The organism is Pseudomonas sp. LH21, from assembly GCF_036549575.1.
Classification (GTDB): Bacteria; Pseudomonadota; Gammaproteobacteria; order Pseudomonadales; family Pseudomonadaceae; genus Aquipseudomonas; species Aquipseudomonas peradeniyensis.
The window spans coordinates 4671189-4687241 of the sequence record NZ_CP144367.1; the positions used below are offsets into that span (position 1 = coordinate 4671189).

At 65.9% G+C, this 16053-nt stretch carries 11 protein-coding genes; 7 read left to right on the plus strand and 4 right to left on the minus strand.

The window, feature by feature from the left end:
* Positions 1-67 precede the first annotated feature (67 nt).
* Positions 68-325: a type B 50S ribosomal protein L31 gene (locus VUG52_RS21345; protein WP_028690102.1), complete on the minus strand. Its 258-nt coding sequence runs from the start codon at positions 323-325 to the stop codon at positions 68-70.
* Between the two features lie 180 nt (positions 326-505).
* On the opposite strand from VUG52_RS21345, the gene VUG52_RS21350 reads away from it, so the two are divergent.
* Positions 506-2125, plus strand: coding sequence for an FMN-binding glutamate synthase family protein (locus VUG52_RS21350; RefSeq protein ID WP_331832048.1), 1620 nt, complete (start codon positions 506-508; stop codon positions 2123-2125).
* Positions 2126-2219: 94 nt separating this feature from the next.
* On the opposite strand, the gene VUG52_RS21355 is transcribed toward VUG52_RS21350, so the two are convergent.
* The gene (locus tag VUG52_RS21355) at positions 2220-3638 is read right to left on the minus strand and encodes an amino acid permease (RefSeq protein ID WP_050704005.1); all 1419 of its coding nucleotides are present in this window, start codon (positions 3636-3638) and stop codon (positions 2220-2222) included.
* Positions 3639-4063: 425 nt separating this feature from the next.
* Here VUG52_RS21355 and VUG52_RS21360 point away from each other — a divergent pair, with 425 nt between their 5' ends.
* The 3 genes from VUG52_RS21360 (at position 4064) to VUG52_RS21370 (ending at position 8579) form a co-directional block, all read left to right on the plus strand.
* On the plus strand, positions 4064-7183 hold the full coding sequence (locus VUG52_RS21360) for a transglycosylase domain-containing protein (RefSeq protein ID WP_331832049.1): 3120 nt from the start codon (positions 4064-4066) through the stop codon (positions 7181-7183).
* Between the two features lie 104 nt (positions 7184-7287).
* On the plus strand, positions 7288-7821 hold the full coding sequence (locus tag VUG52_RS21365) for a PadR family transcriptional regulator (protein WP_050704003.1): 534 nt from the start codon (positions 7288-7290) through the stop codon (positions 7819-7821).
* Complete coding sequence (locus VUG52_RS21370) at positions 7818-8579, plus strand: siderophore-interacting protein (protein ID WP_331832050.1); 762 nt, start codon at positions 7818-7820, stop codon at positions 8577-8579. Before VUG52_RS21365 ends, VUG52_RS21370 begins: the two co-directional genes overlap by 4 nt.
* A 157-nt stretch (positions 8580-8736) precedes the next feature.
* Here VUG52_RS21370 and VUG52_RS21375 read toward each other — a convergent pair whose 3' ends face one another.
* Positions 8737-9363: a Pr6Pr family membrane protein gene (locus VUG52_RS21375; RefSeq protein WP_050704001.1), complete on the minus strand. Its 627-nt coding sequence runs from the start codon at positions 9361-9363 to the stop codon at positions 8737-8739.
* Positions 9363-9584: a VF530 family DNA-binding protein gene (locus VUG52_RS21380; RefSeq protein ID WP_028690109.1), complete on the minus strand. Its 222-nt coding sequence runs from the start codon at positions 9582-9584 to the stop codon at positions 9363-9365. Before VUG52_RS21380 ends, VUG52_RS21375 begins: the two co-directional genes overlap by 1 nt.
* Positions 9585-9875: 291 nt before the next feature.
* Between VUG52_RS21380 and VUG52_RS21385 the strand changes: the two genes are divergently transcribed.
* From VUG52_RS21385 to VUG52_RS21395, 3 genes are all read left to right on the plus strand, one after another.
* Positions 9876-11915: a TonB-dependent receptor gene (locus VUG52_RS21385; RefSeq protein WP_331832051.1), complete on the plus strand. Its 2040-nt coding sequence runs from the start codon at positions 9876-9878 to the stop codon at positions 11913-11915.
* Positions 11916-12197: 282 nt separating this feature from the next.
* Positions 12198-13544: a carbohydrate porin gene (locus VUG52_RS21390; protein ID WP_331832052.1), complete on the plus strand. Its 1347-nt coding sequence runs from the start codon at positions 12198-12200 to the stop codon at positions 13542-13544.
* Between the two features lie 31 nt (positions 13545-13575).
* Positions 13576-15987 (plus strand): glucose/quinate/shikimate family membrane-bound PQQ-dependent dehydrogenase, encoded by a 2412-nt coding sequence (locus VUG52_RS21395; protein WP_050703998.1) that lies wholly within the window; start codon positions 13576-13578, stop codon positions 15985-15987.
* Positions 15988-16053 lie beyond the last annotated feature (66 nt).

A 16053-nucleotide genomic window follows, 5' to 3' on the forward strand; every position in this document is an offset into this window, starting at 1 on the left:
ATCGTGGGAGCGGCGGTGCGCCCTGCGCGACAGCGCAGCCCAAAAGGCCAGGTGATCGCCTGCAAGATCAACGCTTGGCCTGGAAACCGGCGAAGCGCTTGTTGAACCCGGCCACCCGCCCTTCGACCGTGGTCTTGCGCTGCTGCCCGGTGTACACCGGATGCGAGGCACTGGACACATCCAGCGCCACATAGGGGTAAGTCTGGCCGTCGCTGTGCACCTGGGTGCGATCTGTCTCGACGGTCGAGCCGATCAGGAAGAACACATCGGCGGCAGTGTCGTGGAACAGCACGGGGCGATAGGCGGGGTGGATACCAGCTTTCATGGGGGCAATCTCCTGCGAGTAGCGGTTACTTTATAACATATCTCATTGCGAATGATTTTCGATACCCCAACTTTCATTTTTCTCGTCCGCCCCACGCTGGCATACCGGCGCCCAACCGGGCTATGGTCGGGCTTTGCCCCAGGCCCCTGAGCCTGACCGAGCCATTCGCAAGGACACCGTATGAGCCTGTCACTCCTCAGCCGTTACGCCTTCTTCGCCGCCTGCGTGCTGTTCACCCTCGCCAGCCTGCCGTTCCTCGCCCACGACTGGTTGTGGCCGTTCACCCTGACCACCGGGGTGCTCAGCCTGATCGGCGTGTTCGACCTGCTCCAGCAACGCCACGCGGTACGCCGCAACTACCCGATCCTGGGCAACATCCGCTACCTGGTCGAGGGCATCCGCCCGGAGATCCGCCAGTACCTGCTGGAGTCCGACAGCGACGCCCTGCCCTTCTCCCGCGCCCAGCGCTCGCTGGTCTACGCCCGGGCCAAGAACGAAGCCTCGGACAAACCCTTCGGCACCTTGATCGACGTCTACGAGTCGGGCTTCGAGTTCATCGGCCACTCCATGCGCCCGGCGCCGTTGGCCGACCCGGCGAGCTTTCGCGTCAGCGTCGGCGGCCCTCAGTGCACCCAGCCGTACTCGGCATCGATCTTCAACATCTCGGCCATGAGCTTCGGCTCGCTCAGCGCCAACGCCATCCGCGCCCTCAACCAGGGCGCCAAGCTGGGCAATTTCCACCACGACACCGGCGAAGGCAGCATCAGCCCCTACCACCGCGAACACGGCGGCGACCTGGTCTGGGAACTGGGCAGCGGCTACTTCGGCTGCCGCACCGCGGACGGCCGCTTCGACCCCGAGCGCTTCGCCGCCCAGGCGCAGAACCCGCAGGTGCGGATGATCGAGATCAAGATGAGCCAGGGTGCCAAGCCCGGCCATGGCGGCATCCTGCCCAAGCACAAGGTGACCCGGGAAATCGCCGAGACCCGTGGAGTCATGATGGGTGAGGACTGCATCTCGCCCTCACGCCATAGCGCCTTCTCGACCCCGATCGAGATGATGCAGTTCATCGCCCAGCTGCGTGAACTGTCCGGCGGCAAGCCGGTGGGCTTCAAGTTCTGCCTGGGTCACCCGTGGGAATTCATGGGCATCGCCAAGGCCATGCTGGAAACCGGCATCCTGCCCGACTTCATCGTCGTCGATGGCAAGGAAGGCGGCACCGGCGCCGCCCCGGTGGAGTTCACCGACCATATCGGCGTGCCGCTGCGCGAGGGCCTGCTGTTCGTGCACAACACCCTGGTCGGCCTGAACCTGCGCGACAAGATCAAGCTCGGCGCCAGCGGCAAAATTGTCAGCGCCTTCGACATCGCCAGCGTGCTGGCCATCGGCGCCGACTGGGCCAACTCGGCGCGCGGCTTCATGTTCGCCATCGGCTGCATCCAGTCGCAGAGCTGCCACACCAACAAGTGCCCGACCGGCGTGGCCACCCAGGACGCCTTGCGCCAGCGTGCGCTGGTGGTGCCGGACAAGGCCCAGCGGGTGCAGAACTTCCACCACAACACCCTGCGCGCCCTGGCCGAGATGCTCGCCGCGGCGGGCCTGGAGCATCCGGCGCAACTGGAGGCCAAGCACCTGGTGCGGCGGATCTCGGCCACCGAGATCAAGCTGTTCTCGCAGATGCACGTGTTCCTCAAGCCGGGCGAGCTGCTGACCGGCGAGGTCAATGGGCAGTTCTATTCGCGGATGTGGCAGTTGGCCCGGGCCGACAGTTTCGAGCCGCATAGCGGGGTGGCTGCCTGATCGACCCTCATCGCGAGGCAAGCCCGCTCGCACGCCAACCCCGCGATGAAGCCATACAAAAACAAAGCCCCGGCACTGGCCGGGGCTTTGTTCATCAGGAGGCGGTACTCGCCACGCCTTGGGCCTCTTTCGGCGCCAGGCGGAAGGTGTAGTACAGCGCCGTCAGCAGCACCAGGAACGCCGGGCCGATGTACAGGGCCACGCGGGTATCCGGGAAGTACGCCATCAGCCCCACCACCAGCACCAGGAACGCCAGCGCCAGGTACGAGCTCAGCGGCCACAGCCACATGCGGTATTTCAGCGCGTTGCGCTCGGCGGTGGTGAGCCCTGCGCGGAACTTGAGCTGCGCCAGCAGGATCATCACCCAGGTCCAGATCGCGCCGAAGGTGGCGATCGAGGTCACCCAGACGAACACCTTCTCCGGCACCAGGTAGTTGGCCAGCACGCCCAGCAGCAGCGCGGCGATCGACAGCAGCAGCGCGTTGCGCGGCACGCCGTTCTTCGAAGTGCGGGCGAAGGTGGCCGGGGCCTGGCCGTTCTGCGCCAGGCTGTAGAGCATGCGCCCGGTGCTGAAGATGCCGCCGTTGCACGACGACAGCGCGGCGGTGATCACCACGAAGTTGATGATGCCGGCGGCGGTCTTGATGCCGAGGCGCTCGAAGGTCATCACGAACGGGCTGCCCTGGCTGCCGATCTCGTTCCACGGGTAGATCGACAGGATCACGAACAGCGCGCCCACGTAGAACAGCAGGATGCGCCAGAACACCGAACCGATGGCCTGGGGGATGGTCTTCTGCGGGTTGCGCGCTTCGCCGGCGGTCAGGCCGATCATTTCCACGCCCAGGTAGGCGAACATCACCATTTGCAGCGACATCAGCACGCCGGTCACGCCATTGGGCATGAAGCCGCCGTTGCTCCACAGGTTGGAAATGCCCATGGCCACGCCGTCGTTACCGAAGCCGAAGGCGATGATGCCGATGCCGCCGAGCACCATGGCGATGATGGTGACGATCTTGATCAGGGCGAACCAGAACTCGAACTCACCGAACGCCTTGACCGCGATCAGGTTGATCGCGCCCATGCTGCCCAGGGCCATCAGCGCCCAGATCCAGCGCGGCACGTCGGGGAACCAGATGCCCATGTAGATGGCCACCGCGGTGATCTCGGCGACACAGGTCACCAGCCACAGGAACCAGTAGTTCCAGCCCGTGAGGAAGCCCGCCAGGGGGCCGAGGTAGTCTTGCGCGTAGCGGCTGAAGGAGCCTGCCACCGGGTTGTGCACGGCCATCTCGCCGAGGGCGCGCATGATCACCAGGATGGCCAGGCCACCGATGATGTAGGAGAGCATGATGGCGGGGCCGGCCATTTCGATGGCCTTGGCCGAACCCAGGAACAGGCCGACGCCGATACAGGCGCCAAGGGCCATCAGACGGATGTGCCGTTCGCCCAGCTCGCGCTTGAGCGGGCCGCCCTGGACGGACTCGTCGGGGGCAGGATGGTTGCCGACTGGCATAGCAATACAACCTCATTTTGTTATTGGATTTGACCTTCGTGCAGCACCGGCCGCGCCGATAGGCGGGGCGTCGTCTCGCCAGGCCGCCTTGTGGGCGGGCCTGTCCACCGGGCACAGGGCGCCGGCGGGTCGAAGGGGGCGAGCAGTATAGGAAGCCACTTGCAGGGCTTTTCACTATATACAGCGGGATATTTGGCGAGAATTCTCGGCAAAAAGCCCTTCACCGGAGGGGCATTCTGGCCTCGCTCCGCCCATGCACAGGAATGGGGCAGCTACATTAACAACATTGCCGAAGAATGGAAGTCGCACCAAAGGCGCATGTTCATACGCGATTGCTCGAAGCTTCTTACAAATTTTTCACCAAACTGGGCCAGCGTCTAAGCTTCAGACAAGTAACGCGAAAACACTTGGCCGGACTTAAGACTATGGGCGCACTGTGGCAATCGGAACCAACCGGAACGGAAGCACCCAAAGCACCTCAGGCTGAAGCCCCCTTGCCCAAGACCCCACGTCAGCGCCGCCTGTGGTGGCGCCTGATCCTGCTCATCCTGCTGATCGGCCTGGTCGCGGTGGGCCTGGCAGCCTACGACGAGTTCCAGACCTCACGCCTGCAATCGCGCGAGTTCAGCCGCCTGGCCGGCACCCTCACCTACGCCCTGGAGCCCGGCCCGAGCGACGCCATCGTCTACCCGGGCGAGGGCCCCTTCGACAGGCGCCTGGGCTACAGCGCCCTGGGCGAGTTCCTGCCGCGGCTGCTCAAGCGCGACTACCTGATCAACCAGCAGGTGCGCTTCTCCCCGGCGCTGATGAACTACATCGATCACGGCCTGTTCGTGCCCTACGTGGAGAAGATCCAGGCCGGCCTGTCGATCACCGACTGCCGCGGCGACATGCTCTACCAGTACAACTACCCGCAGCACCTGTACCCGAACTTCGCGGCGATTCCGCCGGTGATGGTCAACAGCCTGCTGTTCATCGAGAACCGCGACCTGCTCGACCCGAAGGACCCGCAGAACAACCCGGCGGTGGACTGGCCGCGCTTCGCCAAGGCCGCCTACAGCCAGGTGGCCAAGTACCTGGCCCTGCCCGGGCAGTCGGCCGGCGGCAGCACCCTGGCCACCCAATTGGAGAAATACCGGCACTCGCCGGACGGGCTGACCGTCTCGGGCGCCGAGAAGATCCGCCAGATGATTTCCGCCAGCGTGCGCGCCTACCAGGGCGGCCCGGACACCACCGAGGCCCGCGAACGCATCGTGCGCGACTACCTCAACAGCGTGCCGCTGTCGGCGGTACCCGGTCACGGCGAGGTGCACGGCATGGCCGAGGGTCTGCGGGTGTGGTACGGTGCCGACTTCGACCAGGTCAACCAGGCCCTCACCTCCACCGCCAGCGACGAAAAAAGCATGGGCGAGCGCGGCCTGGCCCTGCGTCAGGTGCTGTCGCTGATGATCGCCCAGCGCCGCCCTTCGCACTACCTGTCCAAGGGCCGCATCGAGCTGGCCGAGCTCACCGACTCACACATCCGCGTGCTGGCGGCAAACGGCATCATCGAGCGCCCCCTGGCCGACGCCGCCCTGGCCAGCAAGGCGGTGTACCGCGATTGGGTGGCCCAACCGACCATCGTGCCGATCATCACCAACAAAGGCATCAGCTTGGCCCGCAATCGCCTGGCGGCCATGCTCAATCGGCCGCTGTACGACCTCGACCGCCTCGACCTGTCGGCCACCAGCACCCTGCAGGCCGACCTGCAGGTGCAGGTCAGCCAGTACCTGAAGAACCTCGCCGACCCGGAGTTCGCCGCGCAGATCGGCCTGATCGGCGAACGCCTGCTCACCGCCAAGACCACCGACCAGGTGAGCTACAGCTTCACCCTGTTCGAACGCACCGCCGACGGCTCGCGGGTGCGGGTGCAGACCGACAGCACCAACCAGCCCTTCGACATCAACGAAGGCAGCAAGCTCGAACTGGGCTCCACCGCCAAGCTGCGGGTGCTGACCACCTACCTGGAAATCATCGCCGAGCTGCACGACAAGTACGCCGGCAAGCCGGCAGCCGAGCTGAAGAAGGTCCCGGTGGCCGAACTCGACCGCCTCACCCAGTGGTCGCTGGAATGGCTGATGCAGAACAGCAAGAACCAGAGCCTGGACGCCATGCTCGACGCGGCGCTCGAACGCAAGTACTCGGCCAACACCGGCGAGGCCTTCTTCACCGGTGGCGGCATGCATGTGTTCAACAACTTCCGCAAGGAAGACAACAACCGCAACCCGACCCTCAAGGATGCCCTGCGCGAGTCGATCAACCTGCCGTTCATCCGCCTGATGCGCGACATCGTGCGCTACGTCACCTACCAGCAGCCGTTCAACCGCGAACCACTGCTCCGGGACGACAGCGACCCGCGCCGCCAGGAATACCTGGCGCGCTTCGCCGACCGCGAAGGCTCCAACTACACCATGCGTTTCTGGAAGAAGTACCAGCGCAAGACCTCGCAGCAGCGCCTGGACACCTTCCTCGACAGCATGCGCGTGACCCCGCAGCGCCTGGCCGCGGTACACCGCTACCTGTTCCCCGAGGCCGGCCAGGAGACCTTCAACGCTTTCGTCCGCGCCCACAGCAAGGAAGACAAGAAGGCCATGGCCAAGCTCACCGACGGCCGCCTGGCGGAGATGTACGAAGCCTACGGCCCGGGCAAGTACGACCTGCCCGACCAGGGCTATATCGCCAAGGTCCACCCGCTGGACCTGTGGCTGCTCGGCTACCTGCTGAAGAACCCCGGCGCCTCGCTCAAGGACGCCCTCAACGCCAGCCGCTTCGAGCGCCAAGAGGTCTACAGCTGGCTGTTCAAGAGCCGCCACCAGGGCGCCCGCGACAGCCGCATCCGCACCATGGTCGAGATCGAGGCGTTCACCGATATCCACCAGCGCTGGAAGCGCGTCGGCTACCCGTTCGATCACCTGGTGCCGTCGCTGGCCACCGCCATTGGCAGCTCCGGCGACCGCCCGGCCGCGCTGTCCGAACTGGTCGGGATCATCCAGAACGACGGCGTGCGCCTGCCCACGCTGCGCATCGACACCCTGCACTTCGCCCAGAACACCCCCTATGAGACGCAGCTGATCAGCGACCCGGACCGTGGCCAGCGGATCCTCCCAGTGGAAGTCGCCCGGGCGCTCAAGGGCGCCATGTCGCAGGTGGTCGACGCCGGCACCGCGCGGCGCATCTCCGGCAGCTTCAAGCTGCACGACGGCACCCCGCTGGTGATGGGCGGCAAGACCGGCACCGGCGACAACCGCATCGAAAGCTTCGGCGCCGGCGGCCGGTTGATCGGCTCGCGTTCGCTGAACCGCACCGCGACCTTCGTGTTCTTCCTCGGCGACAACCACTTCGGCACCCTCACCGCGTTCGTCCCGGGGCGCTCGGCAGAAGCCTTCAAGTTCACCTCGGCGCTGCCGGTTCAGGTGCTCAAGGGCATGGCGCCGATCCTCATGCCGTACCTGGAGCCGGGCAACCCCACCGCCTGCAAGGCGCCGCAGGTGACGGGCCAGTCCTGAACCATCAAGAAATTAGATGATAATCATCTGCATTTGAAGGCTTGTCTTTAGATATATCTTGAGTAATATCTTACGATATATCTAAACAGACGGAGCCCTTCCCCATGCGCGACCACGACCCCTTCGAACGCCGCCCCGGCCGCGGCGAGCGTGGCCCGCGGGTGTTCGCCCCGGGCGACCTGAAGCTGCTGATGCTGTCGATGCTGGCCGAGCAACCCGGCCACGGCTACGACCTGATCCGCCAGATCGAGACCCTCTTCGACGGCAGCTACAGCCCCAGCCCCGGGGTGATCTACCCCACCCTCAGCTACCTCGAGGAAGCCGAGCTGGTCACCGGCGCCATCCAGGGCAGCAAGCGCCTCTACGCCATCACCGATGCCGGCCGCAGTGCCCTGCAGGAACAGGCCGTCGCCCTCGACGGCGTGCGCATGCGCATCGAGGTGAGCAAGCGCGCACTGCGCGGCCACGACCGGCCGCCGGAAATCCACGAAGCCGTCGGCAACCTGCGCCACGCCCTGCACATGCACAGTGGCCGCTGGACCAGCGAAGAGATCGAGCGGGTGCGCAACCTGCTCAACGACACCGCCAAGGCCATCGCCTCCGGGCCGGCCACCCCTGTTACGGAGAACACCCCATGAGCGACAGCATTCATCGCGTCAACCACGAGATCCGCCAGCGCCGCCTCGAAGTGCTGCGGGTCACCGACCTCACCCCACGCATGCGCCGCATCACCCTCGGTGGCGCGGAGCTGGCCGGCTTCACCAGTGTCGGCACGGACGACCACATCAAGCTGCTGTTCGCCTGCACGCCCGAAGAGCAGCAGGCCATCGACGCGCGCCACCTGGGCCGCGACGGCGGCGCCCGGCCGACCATGCGCGAATACACGCCACGGCGCATCGACCTGGTGAACAACCAGCTGGATATCGATTTCGTCCTGCATGGCGACGGCCCCGCCTCTACCTGGGCAGCCCAGGCCGCGCCTGGCCAGACCCTGGACATCGCCGGCCCGCGGGCCTCGATGGTGGTGCCGGATATCTTCGACAGCTACCTGCTGATCGGCGACGAGACGGCGATCCCGGCCATTGCCCGGCGCCTGGAGGAACTGCCGGCGGGCCGCCAGGTGCTGGCGGTGATCCAGATCGAGGACGAGCAGGAGCGCCAGGCGCTGACGAGCAAGGCCCAGGTCGAGGTGATCTGGGTGCGCCGGCACCAGGAAGATGTGCTGGAACGGGTCAAGCACCTGGCGTTGCCCCAGGGCCGGTTGTATGGCTGGGTGGCACTGGAGAAGGCACTGACCCGCCAGGCCAAGGCGCTGCTGCTGGAGAAAGGCGTGCCCGAGGATGCCCTCAAGGCAGCGGCTTACTGGCGAGCTGACGGTACCGTCGACAACGAATGATCAGAATCTGCACACCCCGGTGTAGGAGCGGCCTTGTGCCGCGAAAGGGCCGCGCAGCGGCCCCGGGGTCTCAGCGCCAGGTCAGAAATTGCTGGGGCCGCTGCGCGGCCCTTTCGCGGCACAAGGCCGCTCCTACACGGGTTGCATATCGGCAACCTCACGACAGCCTGCGCCAGCGATCCAACCCCAACAATACCAACCCGATCCCCCAGAACCCCGCCAGCACCATCAGGGCATTGCCCAGCACCTGCCCATATCCCAACCGTGCCACATCGATGAACGGGTAGGGATAGACCCCGATCTCATGCCCGCGCAACAGCACGAAGGCGAAATACAGCGCCGGGTACAACGTCCAGGCCGCCAGGTGCCAGAGCCGCAACCGCCCCTTGGGCACCTCCAGCCACCAGTACAGGACGAACACCAGCGGCATCACATCGTGCAGCAGTTCGTCCGCCAGCCACTGCCAGCCCTGGGGCTGCCACAGGTGGCGCAGCAACAGGCTGTAGGCCAGCGCCACCAGCAGGATGCTCGCGGCGATGCACGCGCTCACCGCCGGCGACAGGAACCAGCGCCTGGCCGCCGACTCGCGGCCGAACGCGGCCTGGCTGAGCACGGTGGCCACCAGTGTGTTGCTCAATACGGTGAAATAACAGAACAGGTTGACCAGCCCGCCGATCAGGCTGGCCTGCTCCTGCCAGCGCGCCAGCAGCACCAGGTACAACTGGATCGCCAGGCCGGTCCAGCCGAGGACGGCCGCCAGGGTCAGCCAGGGGCGGCGCGCCATCAGCCTTTGCGCTGCAGCTTCACATACAGCTGCTCGACCTTTTCCCGTGCCCACGGGGTCTTGCGCAGGAAGGTCAGGCTCGACTTGATGCTCGGGTCGCTCTTGAAGCAGCGGATGTCGACGCGCTCGGCCAGGCCTTGCCATTGGTAGTGCGCCACCAGCTCGGTGAGGATCTGCTCGAGGGTCTTGCCGTGCAGCGCGTTGTGATTGGCCGTGCTCATGCCAGTGCTCCAGGTTCGGGAAGGTGCGCACCTTACACGAGTGTAGTGGGGTAGTGGCATCTGCAGCCTGCCTGTAGGAGCGGCCTTGTGCCGCGAAAGGGCTGCAAAGCAGCCCCGGCGATCTATGCCATGGCCACGATCCTGGGGCCGCTTTGCGCCCCTTTCGCGGCGCAAGGCCGCTCCTACAGGGTAAACGCGCCACCTCACAAAGTACTGGCCAGTGGCAAACAGCTTGTGATGAAATGTTATAAAGTAACCAATTACAATACTGCCAAGGAACGCCACATCCCCATGCGTCACACGCCGCTGTACCTCTCTCCCCTTGCCGTCGCGCTCTGGCTGGCCTCCACCTCCAGCCAGGCCGTCGAACTGCAACCCCAGGTGATCACCGCCAACCCGCTGGGCAACGCCCAGCTGGCCGCGCCCAGTACCGTCCTCGAAGGCGACGACCTGCTGCAACAGCAGCACGGCAGCCTCGGTGAAACCCTCAACAAACAGCCTGGCGTCGCCTCCACCTGGTTCGGCCCCGGCGCCAGCCGCCCGGTGATCCGCGGACTGGACGGCGACCGTATCCGTATCCTGCGCAACGGCGTCGGCGCCCTGGACGCCTCGTCGCTGTCCTACGACCACGCCGTGCCACTGGACCCGGTGACCGTCGAGCGAGTCGAGATCGTCCGCGGCCCGGCCGCCCTGCTGTATGGCGGCAACGCCATCGGCGGCGTGGTCAACACCTTCGACAACCGCATCCCCGACTCGCCCATCGACGGCATCCACGGCGCGGGCGAGCTGCGCTACGGCGGCGCCGACACCACCCGCAGCAGCGCCGGCAAGCTGGAGGCCGGCAACGGTGCCTTCGCCCTGCACCTGGACGCCAACAGCCGCCAGTTCAACGACCTGCGCATCCCCGGCTACGCCCGCAGCTCGAAGGTTCGCGATGCCGACGAGCCCGGCAGCAAGCATCGCCTGAAAAACAGCGATGGGCGTCAGGACGGCGGTGCGATCGGCGGTTCCTACCATTGGGACCATGGCTACACCGGCCTGTCCTACAGCCGCTACGACAGCAACTACGGCTCGGTGGCCGAGCCCGGCGTGCGCCTGGACATGCAGCAGGACCACTACGGCTTCGCCTCGGAACTGCGCGACCTCGACGGGCCGTTCAGCTCGGTCAAGGTCGATGCCGGCTACACCGACTACCAGCACCGCGAGATCGAAAGCGGCGAGGTGCACACCACCTTCAAGAACAAGGGCTACGAGGCGCGCATCGAGGCCCGTCACCAGCCGCTGGGCCCGGTCGAGGGGGTGATCGGCGCCCAGGTCAGCCGCAACGAATTCTCCGCGCTGGGCGAGGAAGCCTTTGTCCCGCACACCGACACCGACAGCCTGGCGCTGTTCCTGCTCGAGCAATGGCAGGCCAGCGAACGCCTGAACCTGAGCCTGGGCGCGCGCCTGGAACACACCCGGGTCGATCCGGACGCCAAGGGCAACGAGAATTTCGCCGGCGCCGACAGCGCCAGCAGCTTCAACGCCTTCAGCCTGTCCTCGGGCGCGGTGTACCAGCTCGACCCGGTCTGGTCGCTGGCCGCCAACCTCGGCTACACCGAGCGCGCGCCGACCTTCTACGAGCTGTACGCCAACGGTGCCCACGTGGCCACCGGCGCCTACGAGATCGGTGATCCGAACCTGAACAAGGAAAAGGCCATCTCCACCGACCTGGCCCTGCGCTTCGACAACGGCACACACAAGGGCAGCGTCGGCGTGTTCTACAGCCACTTTCGCAACTACATCGGCCTGATCGGCACCGGCAACCTGCGTGAAGGCCATGATCACGACCATGACGATCATGACCACGATCACGACCACGGCGATATCCCCGAGTATGCCTACCAGGGCGTGCGGGCACGCTTCTACGGCATCGAGGCCCAGGACCGCTGGCAACTGCTGGAAAACCGCTACGGCAGCTTCGCCCTGGAACTGTCCGGCGACTACACCCGGGCCAAGAACCTCGACAGCGGCGAGCCGCTGCCGCGCATCGCCCCGCTGCGCCTGAACAGTGGCCTGGTCTGGGAGCTGGACCGCTGGCAGGCGCGGGTCGATGTACAGCACGCCGCGTCACAGCAGCGCAAACCGGCCAACGAGACCCGCACAGACGGTTACACTACCCTCGGCGCCAGCCTGGGGTATCGCTTCGACATCGGCCAGAGTGAATGGCTGGCCTTCGTGCGCGGCGATAACCTCACCGACCAGACCGTGCGCTATGCCAGCTCGATCCTGCGCGATATCGCGCCGGCGCCGGGGCGTAGTGTGCAGGTAGGGCTGCGTACTTCCTTCTAAGGTTCCTCTGTGGGAGCGGGTTTACCCGCGAATGCGGTAGTGGATTCAACATTGCATTCGCGGGTAAACCCGCTCCCACATTGGCCCGGCACTTCGAACTGTTACCCCATCAGCAACAATCCCCTGCGACATTTTGTCTTTTTTTCTTACAACTTCCCCTATATCCTCCCCGCCGCAAGCTGAATCGCTTCACTCGTTTCCCAACGCAGTCATTTCCCTTCGAAGATCTCGCACTTCGTTGCGCTTGCCGTTTCCTCAACAATCAAAAGATAGCGCTATCTCATGCTCCAGCTGCCCAATACCCGCTACTCCGGCCTCGCCCTCGCCACCCTGCTCGGCGCCCTGTCCCCCACCACCAGCGCCAGCGAGATGTTCGCCAAGGACTCGCCGTGGATGCTCGGCGACTGGGGCGGGACCCGCAGCGAGCTGCTGGAGAAAGGCTACGACTTCACCCTCGGCTACACCGGCGAGATGGGCAGCAACCTGCACGGCGGCTACAGCCATGACCGCGCGGCACGCTACAGCGACCAGTTCACCTTCGGCGTGAACATGGACCTGCAGAAGATCCTCGGCTGGCACGACACCGAGTTCCAGCTGACCGTCACCGAACGCCACGGCGACAACATCAGCAACGACCGCATCAACGACCCGCGCGTCGGCGGTTTCACCTCGGCCCAGGAAGTCTGGGGCCGTGGCGAGACCTGGCGACTGACGCAGATGTGGATCAAGCAGAAATACTTCGATGGCGCGCTGGATGTGAAATTCGGCCGCTTCGGCGAAGGCGAGGACTTCAACAGCTTCCCCTGCGCCTTCCAGAACCTGGCCTTCTGCGGCTCGCAAGTGGGCAACTGGGTCGGTGGCATCTGGTACAACTGGCCGGTCAGCCAGTGGGCCCTGCGCGTGCGCTACAACCTGAACGACGAACTCTACGCCCAGGTCGGCGTGTTCGAGCAGAACCCCTCCAACCTCGAGAGCGGCAACGGCTTCAAGCTCAGCGGCAGCGGCACCCAGGGCGCGGTGATGCCGATCGAACTGGTCTGGAGCCCACGGGTCAATGGCCTGAAAGGGGAATATCGCGCCGGCTACTACTACAGTAATGCCAAGGCACAGGATGTACTCAAGGACAGCAACGGCGCGCCAGCCGCCATCAGCGGCGCCGCCTACCGCAGCAGCTCGAGCAAGCATGGCCTGTGGCTGGGCGCCCAGCAGCAGGTGACCGCGCTGGCCTCGGACCAGTCGCGTGGCCTGAGCCTGTTCGCCAATGCCACGGTGCACGACAAGAAGACCAATGCCATCGACAACTATGTGCAGGCAGGTGTGGTTTACAAGGGGCCCTTCGATGCCCGCGCCAAGGACGACATCGGTTTCGCCCTGGCCCGCGTGCACGTCAATCCCGGCTACCGCAAGAACGCCCGCCTCATCAACCAGGCCAACGGCCTGGACGACTACGACAACCCCGGCTTCCTGCCCGTGCAGGACACCGAGTACAGCGCCGAACTCTATTACGGCATCCACCTGGCCGACTGGCTCACCGTGCGTCCGAACCTGCAGTACATCCGCCATCCGGGCGGGGTGTCGCGGGTCGACGACGCCCTGATCGGTGGCCTGAAGATCCAGAGCAGTTTCTAACCCGACCCTTTCACACTACGGAGAACAGACGATGAGCACTGACGGTGCCAAGAATGGAACCCGCTGGCTACCGCGCCTGATGGGCGTATTGCTGCTGCTGATGGGCCTGGCCCTGCTGGCCGGCGGCATCAAGCTGAGCCAGTTGGGTGGCTCGCTTTACTACCTGATTGCCGGTATCGGCTTCGCCCTGTCCGGCATCCTGCTGCTGGCCAAGCGCCGTATCGCCCTGGGCCTGTATGGCCTGGTGCTGCTGGGCAGCACCGCCTGGGCGCTGCTGGAAGTCGGCCTGGACTGGTGGCAGCTGGTGCCACGCCTGGCCATCTGGTTCGCCATCGGCGTGGTCCTGCTGCTGCCGTGGGCGCGCCGCCCGCTGGTCGGCCCGGCGTCGAAGGTCAACACCGCCCTGCTCAGCGTCGCCGTGGTCGCCTCCGGCGCCACCGCCGTGGCCAGCCAGTTCACCCACCCGGGCGAGATCCGTGGCGAGTTCACCCGCGACAACAGCGAGATGGGCAGCGCCGCCCCGGCCATGCCGGACGGTGAATGGCAGGCCTACGGCCGCACCGAGCACGGCGACCGCTACTCGCCGCTGCGCCAGATCACCCCGCAGAACGCCTACCGCCTGGAAGAGGCCTGGCGCATCCGCACCGGCGACCTGCCGACTGAAAACGACCCAGTGGAGCTGACCAACCAGAACACCCCGCTGAAGGTCAACGGCATGCTCTATGCCTGCACCGCCCACAGCCGCCTGCTGGCCCTGGACCCGGACACCGGCGCCGAGATCTGGCGCTACGACCCACAGGTCAAGAGCCCCACCGGCACCTTCAAGGGCTTCGCCCACATGACCTGCCGCGGCGTCTCGTACTATGACGAGAACAGCTACGTCAGCCGTGACGGCAGCCCCGCGCCGAAGATCACCGACGCAGGCCAGGCCGTGGCCCAGGCCTGCCCGCGCCGTCTTTACCTGCCCACCGCCGACGCCCGCCTGATCGCCATCAACGCCGACACCGGCAAGGTCTGCGAAGGCTTCGCCAACCAGGGCGTGATCGACCTGACCCGCGGTATCGGCCCGTTCACCGCCGGTGGCTACTACTCCACCTCGCCGGCGGCGATCACCCGCAGCCTGGTGATCATCGGTGGCCACGTCACCGACAACGAATCGACCAACGAGCCGTCCGGCGTGATCCGCGCCTACGACGTGCACGACGGCCACCTGGTGTGGAACTGGGACAGCAACAACCCGGACGACACCAAGCCCCTGGCCGACGGCAAGTTCTACAGCCGCAACTCGGCCAACATGTGGTCGATCGCCAGCGTCGATGAAGACCTCGGCATGATCTACCTGCCGCTGGGCAACCAGACCCCCGACCAGTGGGGCGCCGACCGTACCCCGGGCGCGGAGAAGTACAGCGCCGGCATCGTCGCCCTGGACCTGGCCACCGGCAAGGCGCGCTGGAACTACCAGTTCACCCACCACGACCTGTGGGACATGGACGTCGGCAGCCAGCCGACCCTGGTTCACCTGAAGACCGATGACGGCGTCAAGCCGGCGGTCATCGTGCCGACCAAGCAAGGCAGCCTGTACGTGCTCGACCGCCGCGACGGCACGCCGATCGTGCCGATTCGCGAGATCCCGGTACCGCAGGGCGCCGTGAAAGGCGACCACACCGCGCCGACCCAGGCCCGCTCCGACCTCAACCTGCTCGGCCCCGAGCTGACCGAACAGGCCATGTGGGGCGCCACGCCGTTCGACCAGATGCTCTGCCGCATCCAGTTCCGCAGCCTGCGCTACGAAGGCCAGTACACCCCGCCGTCCGAGCAGGGCAGCCTGGTCTACCCGGGCAACGTCGGCGTGTTCAACTGGGGCAGCGTGTCGGTCGACCCGGTGCGCCAGATCCTCTTCACCTCGCCGAACTACATGGCCTTCGTGTCGAAGATGATCCCGCGCGAGCAGGTGGCCGAAGGCAGCAAGCGCGAAAGCGAGACCAGCGGCGTGCAGCCGAACGCCGGCGCGCCGTACGCGGTGACCATGCACCCGTTCATGTCGCCGCTCGGTATCCCGTGCCAGGCGCCAGCCTGGGGCTATGTGGCGGCCATCGACCTGTTCACCAACAAGGTAGTGTGGAAGCACAAGAACGGCACCACCCGCGACAGCACCCCGGTGCCGATCGGCATGCCGGTGGGCGTGCCGAGCATGGGTGGCTCGATTGTCACCGCCGGTGGCGTGGGCTTCCTCAGCGGCACCCTGGACCAGTACCTGCGCGCCTATGACGTGAAGAACGGCCAGGAGCTGTGGAAGGGCCGCCTGCCGGCAGGCGGCCAGGCCACGCCGATGACCTACACCGGCAAGGACGGCAAGCAGTACGTGCTGGTGACCGCCGGCGGCCATGGCTCGCTGGGCACCCGCATGGGTGATTACATCATCGCTTACAAACTGGCCGAGTAAGCCTCATCGCGGGGCAAGTCGAGGCGCCGAACCGCCGCTCCCACGCAGCCTGTATGGGGCTCGTGG

Excerpts from the sequence above, each read along its gene's own strand:
- VUG52_RS21345 (WP_028690102.1), bottom strand. The coding sequence starts at position 325 with ATGAAAGCTGGTATCCACCCCGCCTATCGCCCCGTGCTGTTCCACGAC.
- VUG52_RS21350 (WP_331832048.1), top strand. The coding sequence starts at position 506 with ATGAGCCTGTCACTCCTCAGCCGTTACGCCTTCTTCGCCGCCTGCGTG.
- VUG52_RS21355 (WP_050704005.1), bottom strand. The coding sequence starts at position 3,638 with ATGCCAGTCGGCAACCATCCTGCCCCCGACGAGTCCGTCCAGGGCGGC.
- VUG52_RS21360 (WP_331832049.1), top strand. The coding sequence starts at position 4,064 with ATGGGCGCACTGTGGCAATCGGAACCAACCGGAACGGAAGCACCCAAA.
- VUG52_RS21365 (WP_050704003.1), top strand. The coding sequence starts at position 7,288 with ATGCGCGACCACGACCCCTTCGAACGCCGCCCCGGCCGCGGCGAGCGT.
- VUG52_RS21370 (WP_331832050.1), top strand. The coding sequence starts at position 7,818 with ATGAGCGACAGCATTCATCGCGTCAACCACGAGATCCGCCAGCGCCGC.
- VUG52_RS21375 (WP_050704001.1), bottom strand. The coding sequence starts at position 9,363 with ATGGCGCGCCGCCCCTGGCTGACCCTGGCGGCCGTCCTCGGCTGGACC.
- VUG52_RS21380 (WP_028690109.1), bottom strand. The coding sequence starts at position 9,584 with ATGAGCACGGCCAATCACAACGCGCTGCACGGCAAGACCCTCGAGCAG.
- VUG52_RS21385 (WP_331832051.1), top strand. The coding sequence starts at position 9,876 with ATGCGTCACACGCCGCTGTACCTCTCTCCCCTTGCCGTCGCGCTCTGG.
- VUG52_RS21390 (WP_331832052.1), top strand. The coding sequence starts at position 12,198 with ATGCTCCAGCTGCCCAATACCCGCTACTCCGGCCTCGCCCTCGCCACC.
- VUG52_RS21395 (WP_050703998.1), top strand. The coding sequence starts at position 13,576 with ATGAGCACTGACGGTGCCAAGAATGGAACCCGCTGGCTACCGCGCCTG.